The organism is Paenibacillus campinasensis (genome assembly GCF_002272015.1).
Lineage (GTDB): Bacteria > Bacillota > Bacilli > Paenibacillales > Paenibacillaceae > Paenibacillus_AQ > Paenibacillus_AQ campinasensis.
The window spans coordinates 223,979-243,640 of the sequence record NZ_NPBY01000030.1 but is presented as its reverse complement, the minus strand read 5'-3'; the positions used below and the strand labels follow the sequence as shown (position 1 = coordinate 243,640).

16 protein-coding genes, 1 pseudogene and 1 other annotated feature are annotated in these 19,662 nt (G+C 50.5%); of the genes and pseudogenes, 8 read left to right on the top strand and 9 right to left on the bottom strand.

Going from position 1 to position 19,662, the window contains the following annotated elements; translation table 11 throughout:
• Positions 1-47: 47 nt before the first annotated feature.
• The 3 genes from CHH67_RS10370 to CHH67_RS10360 all read left to right on the top strand — a co-directional run bounded on the left by CHH67_RS10370 (position 48) and on the right by CHH67_RS10360 (position 4,100).
• On the top strand, positions 48-1,058 hold the full coding sequence (locus CHH67_RS10370; RefSeq protein WP_095265092.1) for a GNAT family N-acetyltransferase: 1,011 nt from the start codon (positions 48-50) through the stop codon (positions 1,056-1,058).
• Positions 1,059-1,352: 294 nt separating this feature from the next.
• Positions 1,353-2,330 carry a ring-cleaving dioxygenase gene (locus CHH67_RS10365; RefSeq protein WP_095265091.1) on the top strand — a complete coding sequence of 326 codons (978 nt, stop codon included), beginning with the start codon at positions 1,353-1,355 and terminating at the stop codon, positions 2,328-2,330.
• Positions 2,331-2,549: 219 nt separating this feature from the next.
• A complete protein-coding gene (locus CHH67_RS10360) occupies positions 2,550-4,100 on the top strand; it encodes a BCCT family transporter (protein ID WP_095265090.1) in 1,551 nt (516 codons plus the stop codon).
• 73 nt (positions 4,101-4,173) lie between these two features.
• On the opposite strand, the pseudogene CHH67_RS10355 reads toward CHH67_RS10360, so the two are convergent.
• Positions 4,174-4,368, bottom strand: a pseudogene (locus CHH67_RS10355) (iron chelate uptake ABC transporter family permease subunit); the annotation flags it as partial.
• A 12-nt stretch (positions 4,369-4,380) separates the two neighbouring features.
• Positions 4,381-5,238, bottom strand: coding sequence for an ABC transporter ATP-binding protein (locus CHH67_RS10350; protein WP_095265089.1), 858 nt, complete (start codon positions 5,236-5,238; stop codon positions 4,381-4,383).
• Between the two features lie 349 nt (positions 5,239-5,587).
• Between CHH67_RS10350 and CHH67_RS10345 the strand changes: the two genes are divergently transcribed.
• A complete protein-coding gene (locus CHH67_RS10345) occupies positions 5,588-6,637 on the top strand; it encodes an NAD(P)/FAD-dependent oxidoreductase (RefSeq protein WP_095265088.1) in 1,050 nt (349 codons plus the stop codon).
• A gap of 204 nt (positions 6,638-6,841) precedes the next feature.
• On the opposite strand, the gene CHH67_RS25950 is transcribed toward CHH67_RS10345, so the two are convergent.
• A complete protein-coding gene (locus tag CHH67_RS25950; protein ID WP_144029254.1) occupies positions 6,842-7,246 on the bottom strand; it encodes a hypothetical protein in 405 nt (134 codons plus the stop codon).
• Positions 7,236-7,517 (bottom strand): hypothetical protein, encoded by a 282-nt coding sequence (locus tag CHH67_RS10340; RefSeq protein ID WP_095265087.1) that lies wholly within the window; start codon positions 7,515-7,517, stop codon positions 7,236-7,238. Before CHH67_RS10340 ends, CHH67_RS25950 begins: the two co-directional genes overlap by 11 nt.
• Before the next feature lie 280 nt (positions 7,518-7,797).
• Here CHH67_RS10340 and CHH67_RS10335 point away from each other — a divergent pair, with 280 nt between their 5' ends.
• Positions 7,798-8,349, top strand: a complete 552-nt coding sequence (locus CHH67_RS10335; RefSeq protein WP_095265086.1) for a hypothetical protein — start codon at positions 7,798-7,800, stop codon at positions 8,347-8,349.
• A 136-nt stretch (positions 8,350-8,485) separates the two neighbouring features.
• On the opposite strand, the gene trpS is transcribed toward CHH67_RS10335, so the two are convergent.
• Positions 8,486-9,469, bottom strand: a complete 984-nt coding sequence (gene trpS, locus CHH67_RS10330; RefSeq protein ID WP_095265085.1) for a tryptophan--tRNA ligase — start codon at positions 9,467-9,469, stop codon at positions 8,486-8,488.
• A 56-nt stretch (positions 9,470-9,525) separates the two neighbouring features.
• Positions 9,526-9,793: a binding site (T-box leader), on the bottom strand.
• Positions 9,794-9,951: 158 nt separating this feature from the next.
• Between trpS and CHH67_RS10325 the strand changes: the two genes are divergently transcribed.
• Positions 9,952-10,611: a hypothetical protein gene (locus CHH67_RS10325; protein WP_095265084.1), complete on the top strand. Its 660-nt coding sequence runs from the start codon at positions 9,952-9,954 to the stop codon at positions 10,609-10,611.
• 112 nt (positions 10,612-10,723) lie between these two features.
• Here CHH67_RS10325 and CHH67_RS10320 read toward each other — a convergent pair whose 3' ends face one another.
• Positions 10,724-12,589 (bottom strand): ABC transporter substrate-binding protein, encoded by a 1,866-nt coding sequence (locus CHH67_RS10320; protein WP_095265083.1) that lies wholly within the window; start codon positions 12,587-12,589, stop codon positions 10,724-10,726.
• A gap of 131 nt (positions 12,590-12,720) precedes the next feature.
• On the opposite strand from CHH67_RS10320, the gene CHH67_RS10315 reads away from it, so the two are divergent.
• Positions 12,721-13,977 carry an MFS transporter gene (locus tag CHH67_RS10315; protein WP_095265082.1) on the top strand — a complete coding sequence of 419 codons (1,257 nt, stop codon included), beginning with the start codon at positions 12,721-12,723 and terminating at the stop codon, positions 13,975-13,977.
• A gap of 82 nt (positions 13,978-14,059) precedes the next feature.
• Complete coding sequence (locus tag CHH67_RS10310) at positions 14,060-15,478, top strand: hypothetical protein (protein ID WP_095265081.1); 1,419 nt, start codon at positions 14,060-14,062, stop codon at positions 15,476-15,478.
• 8 nt (positions 15,479-15,486) lie between these two features.
• On the opposite strand, the gene CHH67_RS10305 is transcribed toward CHH67_RS10310, so the two are convergent.
• From CHH67_RS10305 to CHH67_RS10295, 3 genes are read right to left on the bottom strand one after another with little or no spacing between them, the layout of a single operon-like run.
• A complete protein-coding gene (locus CHH67_RS10305; protein ID WP_095265080.1) occupies positions 15,487-16,695 on the bottom strand; it encodes a Ger(x)C family spore germination protein in 1,209 nt (402 codons plus the stop codon).
• Positions 16,692-17,801 carry a GerAB/ArcD/ProY family transporter gene (locus CHH67_RS10300; RefSeq protein ID WP_095265079.1) on the bottom strand — a complete coding sequence of 370 codons (1,110 nt, stop codon included), beginning with the start codon at positions 17,799-17,801 and terminating at the stop codon, positions 16,692-16,694. Before CHH67_RS10300 ends, CHH67_RS10305 begins: the two co-directional genes overlap by 4 nt.
• A gap of 20 nt (positions 17,802-17,821) precedes the next feature.
• The gene (locus CHH67_RS10295) at positions 17,822-19,489 is read right to left on the bottom strand and encodes a spore germination protein (RefSeq protein WP_425320438.1); all 1,668 of its coding nucleotides are present in this window, start codon (positions 19,487-19,489) and stop codon (positions 17,822-17,824) included.
• Positions 19,490-19,662: the final 173 nt, after the last annotated feature.

Below are 19,662 nucleotides of genomic sequence, written 5' to 3'. Positions count from 1 at the left end.
CATGTCATAATGACGGAGTATAGCGACTGGGGAGGGGGTCACCTGTAGTGACCAGTACAATCCGGCCGCTGCAGCTCCCGGAGGATTACGAGGGGATTGCACGGCTGTTAAACAGTTATTGGCCTGAGCCGACGACGGCAGAACGGCTGATGGAAGACGATGCTAAGATGTATACCGAGGGCCACACCTACCTGAATGCGGATGGACTGCTTGCAGGCTATGATCGGACTCGAAGGGTAGCCGTAACAGCGGCGGGTGAAATTGTTGGTTATTTGTTATCGTGGCGAGCTCCTTGGACGGAGCCTGGGCAGATCAACAATACGTTAATTGTGATGAAATCTTATCGCCGACAAGGAGTTGGTCAGCTCTTGGCTAGGCATGCGGCCCTTTGGAGCCAGGGTCTAGGCGCGAAGAGGCTGGTGTCAGAGATATGGGACGATTGTGAGGACTCGTTGCGCTTCGCCAGACAGCAAGGATTCACTATAGAGCGGCATACATACCAATCTGTCTTACCAATGGAGCATTTCGATAGGAGCAGCTTTGGCGGAGTGGAGCTATTTCGAAAGCTGGAAGGGCGCGGACTGAGATTTACAACCCTGAAAGATGAGTTCACCCCTCAGAATGAAGAAAAGCTGTATGAGCTATATAAAGAGACACTTGTTGATATTCCAGGCTTTCATGACGAGGTTCCTGCGATTAGGGAATGGAGAACATGGCTTCTGGAAGTCGATGGTTACGCTCCGGATCAGGTGCTCATTGCTGCAGATCGTGACCGGTATATTGGCGTTACTAACGTTCTGTATAATCCGAGTACCAAGGGGATGTATCATGAGTATACTGGCGTTAGCAGGAAGTACCGGGGCCAAGGGATTGGGCTGGCATTGAAGCTGAAAGCGATACAGCTCGCCAAGCAGCGGGGGGCTGTGTACATCCGCACTGACAATGACTCTTTAAATGAGCCTATTCTGAGAATTAACAGTCAGCTCGGCTACAAACCTCTACGGGGACAATATAAAATTACCGCCAATATTGAAGATATAGTTCGCTGCTCGTCTTAATAAACGAGTGATCTGAACCCAAAAGAAGAATGCCATGCCTGTTCGTTGGTATTCTTCTTTTTGTTTTGTTTAAAATATCGATATGTATGATGCATGCTGATTCAGGGAAGGCTTTGAACGTCGCTTTGGGGATAAAGGCTATAGATCGCCTTTTTCACACTATTGACGAATCACATGAAATACTATAGTATTATCTTTAAATTAAGAATTATTATTTAAAATTAAATGAGGGAGCCGGAAGGAACTTGTCGTTAACCAGACTTCCTATATATTTGGAGATGGAGGGCTTCAATCATGAATCAATTAAAAGGGATACATCACGTTACAGCCATTACGAGCAGCGCGGAGAAGAACTACGAGTTCTTCACCTATGTACTGGGCATGCGCCTCGTGAAGAAAACGGTGAATCAGGACGATATCCGGACCTATCATTTGTTTTTTGCCGATGACAAGGGAAGTGCCGGGACGGACATGACGTTTTTCGACTTTCCGGGAATTCCGAAGGGCATGCATGGCACGGACGAGATTTATAGAACGTCATTCCGGGTGCCAACCGATGCGGCGCTGGACTATTGGGTTAAACGCTTTGACCGGCTGCAGGTGAAGCACAGAGGCATTCAAGAGCTATTCGGGAAAAAGGTGCTGGTGTTTGTCGATTTCGACGATCAAGAGTATCAGCTCATCTCTGATGAGCTGAACGAGGGCGTGGCATCCGGCACACCATGGCAGAATGGCCCGATTCCGCTGGAGTATGCGATTACCGGCCTAGGTCCGATTTTTGTCCGCGTCTCGAACTTTGCGGAGTTCAAGGAAGTGATGGAGAAGGTGCTTGCGTTCACCGAGATTGACCAGGCGGGCTCCCTGCATTTGTTCGAAGTCGGAGAAGGCGGAAACGGTGCGCAGGTTGTCGTTGATTATAACACGGTTCTTCCCCGGGCGCGCCAAGGCTTCGGTACGGTTCACCATGCGGCCTTCCGCGTGGAGGACCGCGCTGCACTGGAGCACTGGATCGAGCGTCTGGACAGCTTCAATTTCCGTCATTCGGGCCATGTGGACCGCTTCTTCTTCGAATCCTTGTATACCCGGGTGGCGCCGCAGATTCTGTTTGAGTTCGCCACGGACGGCCCCGGCTTTATGGGCGATGAGCCTTACGAGACGCTTGGCGAGAAGCTGTCGCTGCCTCCGTTCCTGGAGTCCAAGCGGGAGCAGATCGAGCGAATGGTACGGCCGATTGATACGGTACGAAGCACGAGAACGTTCGTGAAGGAATAATCGCTTGGCACAGTAAGTGATGAATATGGCCCGGACAGCGGAAGAGGGGAGAGCGTTCCCGGATTTTGCTGTCCGGGCTTTTATCGTATGTTCAGCCGTTCCCCGCACTTGGGTCTCGAAACCCAGCTTCCCCAATTTACCGATTAAGTACATCAAATTTGGTTTAAAAAGAAATACTGAACAGAGTACGATAAACCAGATCAGGTTGGGGTGACACATATGAAAGGGAATCTCCTGAAAAATACGGTGTTTACTGTTGCTGCAATCATTATTGCGGTTCTCGCCGTATTAGGAGCCGTGATGCCGAACGCGTTTGGCGCAACCGCCAGCTTTTTATTCAATGTCACAACAAGCAGTTTCGGCTGGTTCTATCTGTTGTCCGTGTTCGTCATTATCATCTTTCTGATATGGGTGGCGGCGAGTAAATACGGAAACATCCGGCTCGGCGGCGATAAGCAGAAGCCCGATTATCCGTTCTTTACCTGGATCGGGATGCTGTTCTCTGCGGGCTTTGGGGTAGGTCTGGTGTTCTGGGGGGTTGCAGAGCCGATGAGCCATTTCTTCACCACACCGTTCTCCGGGGTGGAGCCACAGACCGAGTCAGCCGCACGGTTGGCGATGGGATATTCGTTCTTTCACTGGGGAATCAGCCAGTGGTCGGTATTTGCGCTGGTCGGGCTGGTGATTGCTTTTCTGCAGTTTCGCAAGGAGAAAGATGGGCTTGTATCTACGGCGCTTGAGCCTGTGACGGGGAACAAGCCTGCGGTGAGGAACACGATTGACATCCTGGCGGTCATCGCCACGGTGATGGGGATTGCAACTTCCATCGGGCTCGGTGTCATGCAGATGAGCGGGGGTCTGAATTCCATTATGGGTATCGGCAACAGCGTATGGATTCAGCTCGGACTTCTGGCGTTTATTTTTGTGGCCTATATGATCTCCTCCACGACGGGACTGGATAAAGGCATCCGGTATTTAAGCAATGTGAACCTGGGGCTGGCGCTTGTATTTCTGCTGTTTGTCTTTATACTGGGGCCTACTGTCTTTATTCTGGAGACCTTTACGCTGGCGCTCGGCGATTATGTGACGAATTTTGTGCAATACAGCCTTCGTCTGCAGCCTTATGTAGGGGGAACCTGGGTGCGCGACTGGACGATCTTCTACTGGGCGTGGGCGATTGCCTGGTCGCCTTATGTAGGCGCCTTTATCGCCAGAGTATCCCGGGGACGAACCATTCGCGAGTTCATCGTCGGCGTCATGGTTGTACCGCCGTTCATTGCCTGTCTGTGGATTGCGGCATTCGGCGGCACAGCCATCTGGTATGATCTCCATGGCGGGGCAGGCATCGCCAATGCGGTGCATGAGGATGTGACCTCGGCTTTGTTCCAGCTGTTCAATCAGCTGCCGTTATCGACAATAACGTCGATTCTGTCTGTCCTGCTGATTCTGACCTTTCTGGTCACGTCGGCGGATTCGGCAACGTATATTTTGTCCAGCATGACCACCTTCGGCAGCCTGAACCCCCCGATGTTGATCAAGCTGGTATGGGGCACGCTGATGGCTGCGATTGCCGGGGTGCTGCTTTATACCGGTGGCCTGGAGGCGCTCCAGACCGCGTCGCTGATTGCAGCGCTTCCGTTCGCCGTACTGCTCCTGCTGCTGATCGTAGCGGTGGTTAAACTGCTGCGCCGCGAGCCGCTTCCGATTCGGAAGTCGGATCTGAAGCGATTTCGACGCCTGGAGGAAGCGGCAAACAAAGAAAGGAAGTAAGAACAGGAAGCATCCAGTAGCAGTAAATAAAAAGCCCCTATCCCGTTGCACATGCTGGATAGGGGCTTTCGCGTTATTTCTTCAGCAGCAGATACACAAAGTATGGAGCGCCGATCAAAGCGACCATAATGCCTGCAGTAATGCCGTCAGGATCGGCCAGATTGTGCCCGATGGTGTCAGCCAGAAGCAGCATCCAGCCGCCGATCAATATGGCGACCGGAATGTACAGCTGGTTGCGCGAGCCGACCAGCGCCTTGGCGATATGCGGGCCCCGCATGCACTAACGACCAGCAGCGGCAAGAACCATATCCACTTCCGGCTCTTGTTCAAGTAGGTGGTTATCCTCTACTTCTCCTTTTAGCAAATGATAAGTGATGCATACAGGCTTTCCGGTCCGAGGGTCACGGCCGATCTCAGCATCAATATTGAAAACCTTTCTAAGCACGTCGTGAGTAATAACTTCTTCACTTGATCCAGTCTTTACAATCTGGCCATTCTTCATGGCGATGATGTAATCGGCAAATCGCGCCGCATGGTTAATATCATGGAGAACCATAACGATCGTCCGTTGCTGCTCTTCGTTCAGCTTCTGAAGAAGCTCAAGCACCTCAAGCTGGTGGGCCATATCCAGGTAAGTTGTAGGCTCATCCAGAAAGATCATTTCCGTTTCCTGTGCCAGCGCCATGGCGATCCACACGCGCTGACGCTGTCCACCGGACAGCGCATCCACGGAACGGTATTTATACTGCTGGGTTCCTGTTACTTCAAGCGCCCAGTCGATAACCTCCATATCCTGCTTTGACAGGCGTCCGAAACCCCGCTGATGAGGGAAGCGCCCGTAGGATACCAGCTCGCCTACCGTCAATCCGCCCGGTCCTTCCGGCGTCTGAGGCAGAATGGCCATCTTCTTGGCCAACAGCTTCGTATGTACCCTGGAAATGTCTTCGCCATCCAGTACCACGGAGCCGCCCTGATGCGGGATAATGCGGGTGATCGCTTTCAGCAAGGTCGATTTCCCGCAGCCGTTCGAGCCGATGATCGTTGTGATCTTCTTGTCGGGGATATCTACATTAAGACGGTTCAATATGAGGTTTTCACCATAGCCGACGTTTAATCGGTCGGTACTCAGGCGGGTCATATGAAAAGCACCTCCAAAGGTGGGATTTATTCATGATAATGATTCTCAATATCAGCCATAATATTAAACGCAGGCTTTCTTTTTGTCAATAAACTTCTTAATTATAAATTTAAAAAATATTAATTTATATAGGAAATAAAAATAATTTATGTTCATTTTTTGACGAAAGCGGGGACGATTAAGCTTGTTTTTCTAAAGAAATCAGGCTTTAAAGATGAGGAAAAGATGAATATTTCATAAATCCGACATTGTAATTGGAGTAGATTGCACGTATACTAAATGATAATGATAATCATTTACGTTATTGGCTGAGAACAGGCCATGAATAATAGATCGGGAGTGAAGATGGATGAGCAATGAGATTTTTGACGTGACCGTCATCGGCGGTGGGCCAGCGGGACTGTATTCGGCTTTCTACAGTGGCCTGCGTGGGATGAAAACCAAGATTATCGAATATCAGCCGATGCTGGGCGGCAAAGTCCATGTGTATCCGGAAAAGATGATCTGGGATGTTGGCGGGCAGACGCCGATTCCCGGTGCGAAGCTGATTGAGCAGATGGTTCAACAGGGCTTAACTTTCAATCCGGAAGTGTTCCTGAATGAGAAGGTGGAATCGATTTCCCGAAATGCAGAGGGATTGTTTGAGCTTCATACGTCCAATTCAGGCATCCATCTGTCCAGAACCGTCATTGTGGCTGTTGGTGGCGGTATTCTGAATCCGCAGAAGCTGCAGATTGATGGCGCGGATCGCTTCGAGGTCTCCAATCTGAACTATACGGTCAAGTCGCTTCAGCACTTCAAGGGCAAAACGGTCATTGTATCCGGCGGCGGCAATTCGGCGGTCGATTGGGCCAACGAGCTCGAGCCGGTGGCGAAGAAGGTGTACCTTGCTTACCGCAAGGATGCGCTCAGCGGTCATGAAGCCCAGGTTGACCAGCTGCTGAACAGCTCCGTCACCTGCTTCTTCCACACCGAGATTACCAAACTGCTGGCCTCGGATAATCATGAGATGATCGAGCGTGTGGAGCTAACGAACAGCCAGACCGGCGAGGTTACTGTGGTTCCGGTGGATGAGGTCATCATCAACCACGGCTATGAGCGTGACATGTCGCTGCTGGAGAACAGCCAGCTGGACATTTCCCGGGTTGATGACTTCTATATCGCAGGCAATGCCCATTGTCAGTCATCCATTCCAGGCCTTTACGCAGCGGGGGATATCCTGCATTATGACGGCAAGCTGCATCTGATTGCAGGCGCATTCCAGGATGCGGCCAACGCGGTTAACAGCGCGAAGCGGTACATAGATCCGGAAGCGCATAAGAGCGCGATGGTATCTTCCCATAATGAAGTGTTTAAGGAACGGAACCGGGAGCTTGTGAAGCAGATGATCAAATCGTAGAGTGATGCATGCTGATCGCTTGGCAATGTTAGGAGCCCCGCTCTTTGCGTCCGATCCCTGGATCTGTAGGCCCTAGGGGAGGCAGGGACATGGGGGTGTAAGCTCCTGAGTTGCTGCATGGATCTATCCCAATTAGCTATATGATTTAAACATAGAGAGGAACCAGCTATTGAGCTGGTTCCTTTCTATGTTTCTATTTATGGTTTATTTTATTGGATCGTTAACATTTCTAGTATTGGCTCGTTGGAATACCTTATCTGAAGGGGTAAAGGTAATTCCAGGTGGGTATGAAATGGAAGCACCCCAATTAATTGAGGTGGTTGTATAGCCACCCTTTGCAACAATATCCATGCTGCCAGACGATGATTTTGGTTTTTTTAAGACCACTTCCAATATACTATCAATTGAATATGCGTTTGAATGAGGTATATCAACAGATTTATAGCTTATTCCTGTTTTTGGAACAGCATCAATCATGATGCCCCATTCAGCGTGAGAAGTGACTTGGCCAATAATATTTCTTGTCCACCAAACGTTGACGGACATGTGGTCGACAATATTCCAATCGTCAGACCAAGCAAGCGCATTGGCTACGCTTTTAGCCCACAACTAAACCTGTTATCGAAGTTACTTTAATATATTGTGACATGGAAATATCTGGGTATTCAGATGGTTTATAGACGCTGATAAGTGGTCTATCGATATCTTCATTGGCAGTTATACCGAATTCATCTAATTCATCGCCACTTAGGATTTTCGCCGTCCCGCCTGATGAATTCCAAATATCACTGAGAACAGCACGGCGGAAAGGGGTTAAGTTTTTTAGCTCCTCTTTAGGGAAACCCATCTCTAAATATTTACTCTCATCCTCTTCTATCAACCCGGTAATTGAATAGGGGTTTTCAAACCCCTTGCTTAACGCCTCAACTTCAGCCTCTCGTTACTTTGATCATCGCGAGCGACATTAGTTTGCGCCTCGGATGGCACTGATTCCGCATGGGAAATTGACTGTGCACCTAAAGCAAAAAGTAATGACAAGGACAACGCAGCATTACTAGACGGTTTTGTTCATGTTAACCCTTCTGAAAAAGTAGTATACTAATCCCAATAAAAGAAAAAGTTGGGTTTTGACTTAAATTTTTTAAAAGGAAAGGAGCTGGATGATGAAAAAAAGATGGATAATCGTTGCGTCGATCGTATTTTTGCTTTCTTTTCTAGTCATTTTTTATCTAAATTTTCCTACAACACCCCAAGATTTTCTACTAAAACAAGGAATATCTGAAGATCAAATTATAACGGAATCAGGGGTGAAGAGAGATACGATATTTGTTTTCTATGAAAATCCCCATAAAAATGGAATTAGTGTAGGTGCACTAAACAAGCGCTATTTGAAATGGAATTGGAGCTATAATGGAAATGTGTTTGTTAATGATACTGATGAAGACATCTATTACCATGTAACAGGTCAAAGCACAGGCGATCAAGATTACAGTATCATCTTCGGTCTAATAAACAACAACCTCATTGATTCGGCGAAAATAGAAATAACCTCTATAGATGGGCCGAATGTGATACTGAATCCGCAAGTGAAGGATTATACCAACAGCAAGTTCTTCTATGTTATTATGGATGAACCATTAAAAGGAGCGTCACTACAAATAAAGGTGATACCCAATCCCCCGCTTCCCAATATCAATACCGAAAATGACTAAAATTACGTAATTGCCATTGAAGTTCAACAAGACCTTCTATGGCTTTTTTATTATTGAATTCGCGAAACACCACGAGGATACTTAAACACGTAATCGGATGAAGCTTCTTAATCGGCGGCGTGGACAATCCCAGGCCTCAAAAGGTAACAAACCCCATCGCTTGCTTCACCTTGGTCAGCGTGCGTTCTGCGGCTGCTGTGGCGCGCTCTGCGCCGTCCTTCAAGATCTGGTCCAGCTCACTGGAATGGACGATCTCCCGATACTTCTCCTGAATCGGGGTCAGCTTCTCGATGACAACCTCGGCCAGCTCCTTCTTGAAGGTGCCGTATCCCTGGCCTTCATAACGCTTCTCGATTACAGGAATGTCCTCTCCCGAGAACACCGAGTAGATTTCGATCAGATTGCTGACCGCCGGCTTCTGCTCCCAGTCATAGCGGATCTGCATATCCGAATCGGTCACCGCCCGGGAGAACTTCTTGCGGATCTCATCCGGCGAATCAAGCAGCAGCACATAGCTGCCTTTGTTCGGATTGCTCTTGCTCATCTTTTTGGATGGATCGTCCAGTCCCATAATGCGCGAGCCGATATCCTGAATGACAGGTTCCGGCAGGGTGAAGGTATCCCCGAATCGGCGGTTAAAGCGTTCAGCGAGATCCCGTGTCAATTCCAGGTGCTGCTTCTGGTCGTCTCCGACAGGGACGTGAGTAGCCTGATACAGCAGAATATCTGCCGCCATCAGCACCGGGTACGTGAACAGCGCCGAGCTGACGGTGTCTTTGCCTTCGGCTTTGTCCTTGAATTGCGTCATTCGGCCCAGCTCGCCGAAATGTGCCTGCGTCTCAAGCAGCCATCCGAGCTCCGTATGTGCTGGAACCTGGGATTGAAGGAAGATCACGGCTTTGCCGGGATCAATGCCCGCAGCCATGTAGAAGGCGGCAATATCCCGGGAGCGCTGGTGAAGCTCCTTCGGGTCTTGGGGAACCGTCACCGCATGCAGATCGGGAACAAAAAAATAGCACTCATATTCATGCTGCATTTTGACAAATTGATTTAGGGCACCTCCGTATCCCCCGATATTCAAATCGCCGCTAGGTTTAATGCCTGACAATAATCTCTTCAACACAAACACCTCCTGAATTTTAACGGAAGAACAACACAAAAAAACACCTCATCCCCCTTAGGGACGAAGTGTAACTCCGCGGTACCACCCGTATTCGACATTTCATGTCGCACTCAATCACGGCTTGAAGAATCAAATCTTCGTCACCATGTCTCCCATGATAACGGGGGAGCGCCGTCAACGCCTACTGCACGGGCATATGCCAGAGGTTCGGGTTGAAGCGAGAAGACCCATTCACCTACCCCGAAGGTACCGGACCTTGCACCAGACGCCGGTTCGCTGAAAACCTGGAAAAAGGCTACTACTTCTTCTCATAGCGGTGTGATTTGCTGTTCCTGGTATCCATTCCCGGCATGAAAAGCCAGTGGATTTGATCAGAATCATGACACAGATGCCGTGTTCATGTCAAGGACTTCTGGATTCATACTCCGGCGGGCAGGATATAAATAGATAGGTTCTTATTAGAAGGGGGGGAGCTTGGTATGAAAAAGCAAGGTTATAATGTATCCCGGTATGCAGGGATCAGCATCCTGCTGGGCGGCGTCCTGTTCATCATTGCTACGCTGATGCATCCTCCGGCCACAAATCCTTGGACAGGACATCATGTCATCGCTATGATATCCGACATGCTTGTCTATTGGCAGTGGGATCATAGTCTCATGCTGGCGGCGGTCATTCTGTGGCTCGGGGGCTTGTCCATGAGCGAGAGCTTGGCGGCGAACAGGCCGGCGGCAAGGATGGCTGCCCGGTTGTTTATGGCAGCTCTGACGATCTGGGTTCTTGTACTAGCGATGGAACTGACAACCCTGCCTTCCCTTGCTCTGGAATGGCACCGGGTGGACGCAGGAACGGCAGCGCTTGGCGCAGGCTTGTTTGCCTTCGGCATCATGGCAGGCGACTTTGCCATGATGCTGGCATGGATTGGTATCGTTCTGCTGGGCTTTTCGCTGCTTGCAGAGGAAGCGATGAAGCCTGCCATCGCATGGGCGGGCATAGCTGCGGGCGCATGGGGAGCCGTCGGAATTCCGGCTGCACTGCTGCTTCCCGAGTGGAGTATAATGATCTACCCGGTGACTTCGGGTCCCGTGTTTCTCTGGACGCTTGTATTGGGCATCTGGATGGTGACCAGGCCGCGGGCTTGATGCAGTCTGTAACCAGCAATGGGCGTAAAGTAAGAACTAGGGAGGGCAGGTTGAAATATAAAAGGCCGCCTAAGCATGCCACCTCCCTGCCCATTCGATTGCCCATTCGATGTTACGCCCGTTTGAACCACAGCGAGCGGTAATCCACCCGTCCGTTGCTAGTCAGCCTCACCCCCTGCAGATGGCTGCCTGTCTTCACATATACATAGTGAGATCGGTGATACAGGTAGTGGATAAAGTGCTCCTGAAGAAGCTGCTCCTCCAGCTCCAGCATTTCTTCCCATGCACGCTCTGACCCGGATATCATTCGGGAGAACGTCTGATCCACAAGGTGACGGTAGGAAGGCGCAAGCTGTTTCAGAATAAAGCTGGTGTCGCTCTGATAAGTTCGGATAAAACTTACAAGCGGACTTTGGGCAAAAACGACCCCTGCTACCACCACATCGACTTCGGCAAGACGTTCGGGACGCATGAGTTCGTGGATGGGCACCACGGACACCCGACATCTTACGCCGAGTTGTTCCCACTGACGCTGCAGCCACAATGCCACCGGCCTGTGATCGGCTTTAGGACGCAATTCGGTGGAACAGATGTGCACGAGCTCTCCGTTGTAGCCTGATAGTCTCACCCATTCTCTTAACTGATGAATCGTCGGTCGGCTCGGGCGGAAAGCACTGCGCTCCTGACTGACATCGTAGAATAAGCTGTAGGCCGGCATGTATCGTTCCGAGTCCATCTCCTTGTCGATCCGCTCAATGGGAAGCGCCAAGCACAGCGCTTGTCGCAGCAGCAGGTTCTGATGCGGCCCCTGTTTATTCATGTTAAAGGTAAAATAAGATGCCCCATCCTCTATATTCTCAAGCTTGTCCCAATCCTCGCTATCACTGCAAGTTCCTTTGCGGTCACCGTCATCCGTCTGTTCCGGCGATCCGGCGAAGTTGTATTGATACCTCAGCAGCTCGCTTTCCTCTCGGGACAGGTCAGGTACCGTCAAGATTTCCACCCTGTCTAGCTCTGCCCGCCCCAGAAAATAAGATTCAAAGGCCTCAAGCACCAGCATCGTCCGGTCATGTTTGGCGATTCGAAAGGGGCCTGTTCCGACAGGCATGCGGTGAAAGGCTTCCGGATCCCTCTCCCATATGTCATAAGGAATAATAGAGGTTGCCGGAGAACGGAAATATTGTGGCAGAATCGCGCTTGGCACAGCCAGGGTAAAAGCCACCGTATGGCTGCCGAGCGCCTTCATATCGCTGATCTTCAACTGCTCCCAGAAGCTCCGGGTTAAGCGGTTAAGCTCGGGAAAACGCAGGAACGTCTGCACCACGTCCTCCGCGGTCAGCTCCCTTCCATGATGAAACCGCACACCTTTGCGAAGGTAGAATCTCCACTCCATCCCCCCATGAAGCCGTTCCCAGTGATGCGCCAGATGAGGCACGATCCGGTGTGTGCTGCGATCATACTGCACAAGCGTGTCAAACACATGCTCCACATAGTGACTGTCATGACGAGACAGAATGTAAGCCGGATCAAGGCTTACGATGCACGGATAGAAAGGATACCTGAGCACATCCAGCTCCTTGTTTCCCTCCATTTCCATCCGGTACCCCAATTGATGCCCGAGCCATGCATGAAACTGCTCCTTGACCCGATGATCGGCTTCTGAGATGACGGTTAACGCCATGTCATACTTTCCTTCCCGTACCCACTGCCGGGCCTCCTCTGCCTTCGCTTCATCTGGATGCACCAAGAAGGTGAGCTTGGAGGCTTTGCCCCGGCCTCTGGCAGCCTCCCACTGAATCCATTGCTGCTGCTGAAACTGCTTGATCAGCCATTTGGCATGCCGCGTGGTACAGCATAAGCAGTTCTGGATATCTTCCATCTTGGTCAAGCGGGTGAGATGAACCCTTCCATCTTGATCCTGTAGGTCAGAAGTGATGTAGGTTTCGTAAAGCCGGGTATAGTGCTCAATTAATTTCATGTCGACATCCTCTTCAAAAGGTGAGATTAAATCATAACCAGTTTACACTTTTTCCTCACCTTTTTTAACTCTACACTGAGATCACATAGAGAAACGGCTGGTTTAGCCGTGTAGAACAGGGGGATTTACACATGGATAAGAACACCAGGCTACCGAGGGTTGGTCCCAAAGCTGCTCCGTCGACCGCGCCGGCTTCGCTGTGGTCTAATCGGAACTTTTTATATTTATGGACAGGAACCATTCTTTCCAATTTTGGTTATCAAATCTATCTGGTGGCGCTGCCACTGTTGATCTATGATATGACGCGCTCGGCTCTGACGATGAGTATGATGCGGGCGATTGATTTCTTTCCGAACATTATGATCGGGATGGTTGCGGGTGTCATTGTGGACCGCTTCTCCCGGAAGCGGGTCATGTCGATCAGCGTGCTGTTGAGACTGTTTACATTAGCGGGAATCATGTTCTTGCTGTATGCCAATCGACTTGAGCTGTGGCATTTGTACGTGCTGGGATTTGTTTTGTCAGCGGCGGGTTATACATTTGGCAACTCGCATCACTCGGTGCTGCCCTTGCTGTTGGATAAGAAGCAGCTGACGGCAGCCAATGCTCAGCTCACCTTCGTAGATACCCTGATCATGATGGTTGGCCCCGGCGTTGCTGGGGTCCTGATCGCGGCTTTTTCCTATGAGGTCAGCTTTGGCATCTTTCTTGCCTGCATTGTACTGCTGTGGATTTGCGTTAGTCTGACTCGGATTCCGGAGACGGCGAGCAGGGCAACAGGCGCCAAATTCTCGGTTTGGAAGGAGATGAAGGAGGGCATAGATGCTCTCCTTGACAATAAAGTGCTGCTGACGCCTACGCTGGCGGTTCTCTTTAACAACTTCTCAGCCAGTCTGACCTCGGGGGTGCTGATGTTTTTTGCGGTGGATGTACTGCATGCCACCGATCAGCAGGTCGGCCTTATGATTGGTATGGGTGCTGCCGGCGGAATGGTGGGTTCCGTGTGTATTCCGTGGCTGCGGAAACGGTACGGTCGCGGCAGGCTGTATGTCGGCTGTGTGCTGACAGAGGTGTTGGGTTTTCTGCTGCTCGTATTTGCCTATGCTTGGTGGGTCATAGGCTTTGGCCTCTTTATTCGAACATTTGCCATTACGATGTCCAATGTCGTCTATTTCACAATTCGGCAGGAGTTCACGCCTAATCATCTGCTTGGCCGGGTGGCAGGAACCTCCTCCATGCTGATGAAGCTGGCTCTGCCCCTGGGCCTGTTTATTTCAGGAATATGGGCCGAGTACCTGCCGATTCCGTTGCTGTTTCTGATGTCGGCGGTGCTCACGTTCATGATGTTTTTGATCCTGCGGAAGCATTCGTTTGTCAACGTACAATAATTCCAGAGCATGAACCTTCGCCCAGGCTTGCGCATACGATGTAGGTACCAAACTTGCTGCCTGGAAAGGGCGTGAACATCGTATGGGGATTCACTTGACGGCAATACACTGGGTATACTTGGCTTTTATCGTGCTGATCATCACACTGCTGATCAGGCGTCGCGATACGACGATGGTGTGCATCACAGGTATTTTTGCGCTCGGGCTGCTGGCGGTCGGGTCGCTTAGCGGCTCCGTGTCCGGCGTCTTCGAGTCTTTCATCTACGCAACGAAAGAATTGATGGGCACCATCATGATCATATCCATCATTGTGGCGATGAGCAGGGTGCTGATTCGCACCGGTATTAATGAGACGATGGTCGCCCCGTTAACCCGGTTTCTGAGAACACCTGCGATGGCCTATTGGGGAATCGGGCTAATTATGATGGTGACATCGTTCTTCTTCTGGCCATCCCCGGCTGTAGCGCTCATCGGCGCTGTGCTGCTGCCGGTAGCGATTCGGGTCGGGCTGCCTGCGATTGGAGCGGCCATGGCCATGAATCTGTTCGGACATGGAATTGCGCTATCGGGTGATTACATTATCCAGGGAGCACCTAAATTAACGGCCGATGCTGCAGGTCTTCCGGTGACGAGCGTGATGGCGGCAAGCGTGCCGCTGGTCATCGTCATGGGCGCGGTAACGACGTTCACAGCATTCTGGATCATGCGAAGAGAACAGCAGTTGGGCACTTTCAGAGACGGGCTGATCGCCGCCAACAACACGAAACATCCGCTCACGGAGCCTAAAGACGAAGGGGAAGGGATACAGCCGATTTCTCCAGGTATGAAAAAAGGGCTTGCCATCGCCATCCTGCTGTTGTTTGCGCTGGATGTGGCCACGATGTTTCTGCTGAATTTGCAGGGCGGTGACGCCACGGCCTTAGTGGGCGGTACAGCGGTGCTGATTCTGATGGTAATTACGCTGATGGCCCATCGGAATCGGGGGCTGGAGCAGATGACCTCCTACCTTATTGAAGGATTTATGTTCGGATTCAGAGTGTTCGGGCCTGTCGTTCCCATTGCGGCTTTCTTCTATCTTGGCGATGCTGCTTTCACTGAAATGTTCAGCGGTGATGCCCTCCCTGAGGCCTCACACGGCATTGTCAATGATCTGGGGCTGGCGCTGGCCAATACCGTTCCGCTCAATGGCGCGGTTGGCGCAGTGACGCTGACCATAACCGGGGCCATTACCGGACTGGACGGGTCCGGATTCTCGGGCATATCGCTGGCGGGCTCCATCGCCCAGCTCTTTGCCACGGCGATTGGTTCAGGCGCGGCGACATTGACAGCGCTGGGCCAAGTAGCAGCCATTTGGGTTGGCGGCGGCACGCTGATCCCCTGGGCGCTTATACCTGCTGCGGCGATCTGTGGAGTCAGTCCGTTTGAGCTGGCCAGACGGAATCTGAAGCCGGTCATGCTTGGCTTGGCTGTTACTACGGTTGTGGCTATGCTATTGATATAACCTTGTATTTATTCTTTAGAGGAGCCATAGTCAATAATAGTCATCTTTATGTCGTAAGAGATGGGGACGTGACTGAAAATATCATCCCAGTTGTCCTTCACCTTCTTCCAGACCTTGGGGTGCGAGATGCGAATCTGCTCTCCGAAGCCCGCAGCATCGGTATGATAGACATTCTGCAGCTTGTACAGAGCCTGTCCGAGCTGTTTGCGGGCTTGTTCCTCGAATTTTTCCTCGAGCTTCTGTAAAACAGTTGTCTGTTGAGGTGTGATGTCGGGCTGGCTCCAATCCTCAATCAGTCTGCCCTCCGAGCTAATTTTAATCTGAAAGGAGATGTCGTCTCCAGATACGATGGGGACGACCTTGGCGGAAGCATTCTTGATTTCGTAGGTAATGGCACGTCCATCTATCGTGTAGGTTTTAACAACACCACCAAGTTTTTTTTCCGTAATCCAGGACAAACCTTCGACTTCCGCCTCGCTTAATTCACCGACCCACTTGTTGGTCTCCCCTTTGATAATGGCTGCACCTGATAGGTACTGTTCTCCTTCAGCGGACACGATATTTTGGAGCATGAAGCTGGATTTGGATCTAACGTTGTTTTCAAGCATGACCAAGGTGACTGGAGGTAGAATTTTCTGATTGCGGTAACGGTTGCGGTGGGCATCTCTTAGCCTGAAGGCCGGAATTTCTCCGGGGTGTTGGGAATTTAACACCTCAGAAGCTTTGCCGTGACTGATCATAACCAGACAGCTCTCTCGAATGTCATTATCCCTGAATATGAAGTCAAAGATCTGTCCCATGCCGTACTGCTTGGCCAGTTCGCTGGACACTACAACGACCTTCAGGTGAAGTCCGACCAACGGCGGTTCATTCCGTAATGCGAATTGGCGGAACACCTGTAGGATCGAATCTCCGGTCAGCTGTTGATTTTGATAGGACCCCCCTTGTGAACCGGATGAGGGGCTGCCTTGACCGCCTTGCTTCTGAGAACTTCCGGCCGGGGCAATTTGTACCGTGACTGTCACTGTGTTCATTTTGGGGTAGTGGCCACCCTGTTCGTTGGCTTCCTGTTCAAATTTTGAAGGACTACCTACATCGAGTCCAAGCCCAATGTATACGCTCTGATCCTCTATTTCTCTGTGCCCCCAGCAACCGGTTGTAATCACCTGCAGCACAATGAAGGTCAGCATCAGCCCAATTCGCATGGTTCTGCTCATTTCCGCCTCATTCCTTTCTTTCGGATGACGCTGACAAGGAGAAGTATAGGCGGAAAGCCGCCGAACAAGATGATCGATGCTACACCTAGCATTTCCCCCAGCTTGACGGTCTCCATAAGAGTTTTCGGGACCATGGATACAATAAAGATCAATGGCAGCGTCACAAACAGGAGTGAATTTGGTTTTTTATTAAACATCGTCGAACATCCAAGAGAAGCAGCGTAGTGCATAATTGAGAAGGAGGTGAACATCTGCATAATCCAAATAACCAGCATCAGCGATTCGAAGCGTTCAAAGATGAGTCCTTGGTATTCGTAGCTCCGAACAAGAGTAAGGGTTGGATAGGTTTTGTTTGCGGTTGCATATAGGCCTAGGACGCCTATGGATAGAATCACTGTAATCAAAATGATCATTGTGGGTATCCATACACCGGCGTGCAGGGCGCGTATTCCTTGTTTCGGTGTTTTCATAAAAGCTATGAGAATGAATAGAATCTCGTAGCCGGTAAGGGCCGAAAGAGCAGGCATGATCCCGTGAAGAACAGGTGTGATGCCTGCCCCCAGCACGGGCCGCAACTGCTTGATATCGAATAGGTTTAGGCTGGACAGAATGCACACCATGAAAAAAATAAGGGTAATCGGCAACACGATTTCATTAAGCCTGGCCATGCTGTTGATGCCGCCAACGTTCAGGTAGAGGGCAATCCACATAAAAGCCATAATAATGGACCATCTTGGCGTGTCTTCAAGCAGAAAATCGCTGGTGACTTCGGTCATCATTCTGAGCTCATAGGCAGACATGGTGATGAAATAGACGATCATAATAATGATAATCACATAGGCTACCGATTTCCCTGTAATTTCCGGCATGAACTCATAGAGCGTCTTTCCCCTGAATCGCTGGCATAACCAGAGGATGAACAAGCCCGCCAAGAAGCAGATGAGGCCGCTAAGGATGACGGATATCCATATATCCGGAGTCCGGGCGGCTTCAAGCAGGTTCCTCGAAATCGTCATAATACTAGCGCCGAGGGTATAGTTAATCACTAGAACAGCTGCCTGTGCAGTGGTGATTTGATCTGTATGTTTGTTCGTTGTGCTGACCATAGAAGCAAACCTCTTTCTACTCAGTTCGTCCTGCGATCCTTATCACGGGGATTAAGCATGGCTGGGCGCTGTTTTAAGATTTTCAAAGGGGAGCGGATAACATAATCCTTCCAGTCCCGAAAACGATACGGCACCAATGGACTTAGATATGGGATGCCAAAGCTCCTCAGTTTCACCAAGTGAGAGCAGATCAGGAGGAAAAACATGATCACACCATACAACCCGAATATGCCTGCAAAGATCATAGCGGTAAAACGGAGAATGCGAAGCGTGATACCCGCACTGTATACAGGGATGGTGAAAGAGGATATCGCCGTTACCGCTACGACAATGATCAGAAACGGACTTACGATCCCGGCATTGACAGCCGCATCGCCAATGATAAGACCCCCGACGATACCCATGGCGGGGCCGATCGGCTTAGGCAGGCGGATCCCGGCCTCACGAAGAATCTCTATCGACAGCTCCATAATGAAGGCCTCGATAATGGACGGGAAAGGCAGCCCTTGTCTAGACTCGACGATGGACAGCGCAAGGCTGGTTGGTATCATACCGGAGTGATACGATATGAACGAAATGTACAGCGACGGGGCCCATAAGGCCAGGAATGCGGCAGAAAACCTCAAGAGTCGAACGAAGGAGCCTGAGATCCATCGTTCATAATAATCCTCCGGGGATTGCAATAGCATGCTGAACGTAACGGGCATGATTAAGGCAAACGGCGTCCCGTCCAGCAAAATAGCGGCTCTGCCTTCGAGAATAGCCCCGATAACTCTGTCCGGTCTCTCCGTATTTTGCAGTTGCTGAAACGGGCTTAGCGTGCTGTCCTCTATCAGCTGTTCGATATACCCTGAATCCATAGGGTCATCGATGGCCATTCTGCGTATCCGCGAATCAATCTCGTTGATCAGCTCCTGGTTGGCAATATCCTTCATATAGATGAGAACAAGCTCCTTCTTAACGCGGGTGCCCACCTCGTACTTCTTCATTACCATTCCTTCATCCTTGCCATGCATACGGAGCAGCCCCATGTTCTCGCCAATTCTTTCCGTGAATCCGATGCGTGGGCCGCGAAGGAGCGCTTCTGAAATAGGGTCCTCCACGTTTCGACTTTTTCCTTTGGCCATTCCGACGAGGAAGAATCCCTTCATACCCTCAATCAGCAAGCCTGAGCTTCCGTTCAGTACTCCCTGCACGAACGGTTGTAGCTTCTCACCCCATCGAAGATGACTGACGGTGAGGAGGTGGCTTTCTAAATAAGCTTGGATTGACTCGCTGGACTGCTCGAAATCCTCCCGGTCTGCCTCGGGGACTCCTTCTCTCATTAATGGAGCGATCAGATGGCTGTCAATCAGGTTGCTGTTCGCTAATCCTTCCACATAGACAACGACGGCCCGGCAGGAGGTTCCTCTGATGGTGAATTCGCGAAAATGGACATCTGCATTATGCGCCATGCTTTCTTGAAGCATTTGCAGATCTTGGTCGTATTGCCCTGTTCCCGAAATTTCGGATAGACTTGATTCCCGCTTAACATTCTTGCTCTTGTCTAAATGAAGGGAGAACACGGACCGAATGGAGTCTCGCAATCTTCTCGAGACCCATACAAACAAGATGGGGATGAGGATAACGAGGGTAGATTGTACAAAAACACTCCATTTCGGAATATAGAACATTACGGTAGACAGCAACCTGATCACCCCGATTCTGGCATGGTAGATATCAGGTGTATTTTTACCACAGGTTGGAGTGTTTATTCCTTTATTTTCTTTTCCACGCATAATTTATGAAACATATCGATATGCATAAGGCCGGTCGGGGGCGTGTTGCCCGCGGTTGCATACCGATGTAAGGACTGCGGAAC

What these genes read in the sequence shown, in the direction of transcription:
- CHH67_RS10365 (WP_095265091.1), top strand. Translation starts at nt 1,353, where the DNA reads ATGAATCAATTAAAAGGGATACATCACGTTACAGCCATTACGAGCAGC.
- CHH67_RS10360 (WP_095265090.1), top strand. Translation starts at nt 2,550, where the DNA reads ATGAAAGGGAATCTCCTGAAAAATACGGTGTTTACTGTTGCTGCAATC.
- CHH67_RS10350 (WP_095265089.1), bottom strand. Translation starts at nt 5,238, where the DNA reads ATGACCCGCCTGAGTACCGACCGATTAAACGTCGGCTATGGTGAAAAC.
- CHH67_RS10345 (WP_095265088.1), top strand. Translation starts at nt 5,588, where the DNA reads ATGAGCAATGAGATTTTTGACGTGACCGTCATCGGCGGTGGGCCAGCG.
- CHH67_RS10335 (WP_095265086.1), top strand. Translation starts at nt 7,798, where the DNA reads ATGATGAAAAAAAGATGGATAATCGTTGCGTCGATCGTATTTTTGCTT.
- CHH67_RS10325 (WP_095265084.1), top strand. Translation starts at nt 9,952, where the DNA reads ATGAAAAAGCAAGGTTATAATGTATCCCGGTATGCAGGGATCAGCATC.
- CHH67_RS10320 (WP_095265083.1), bottom strand. Translation starts at nt 12,589, where the DNA reads ATGAAATTAATTGAGCACTATACCCGGCTTTACGAAACCTACATCACT.
- CHH67_RS10315 (WP_095265082.1), top strand. Translation starts at nt 12,721, where the DNA reads ATGGATAAGAACACCAGGCTACCGAGGGTTGGTCCCAAAGCTGCTCCG.
- CHH67_RS10310 (WP_095265081.1), top strand. Translation starts at nt 14,060, where the DNA reads ATGGGGATTCACTTGACGGCAATACACTGGGTATACTTGGCTTTTATC.
- CHH67_RS10305 (WP_095265080.1), bottom strand. Translation starts at nt 16,695, where the DNA reads ATGAGCAGAACCATGCGAATTGGGCTGATGCTGACCTTCATTGTGCTG.
- CHH67_RS10300 (WP_095265079.1), bottom strand. Translation starts at nt 17,801, where the DNA reads ATGGTCAGCACAACGAACAAACATACAGATCAAATCACCACTGCACAG.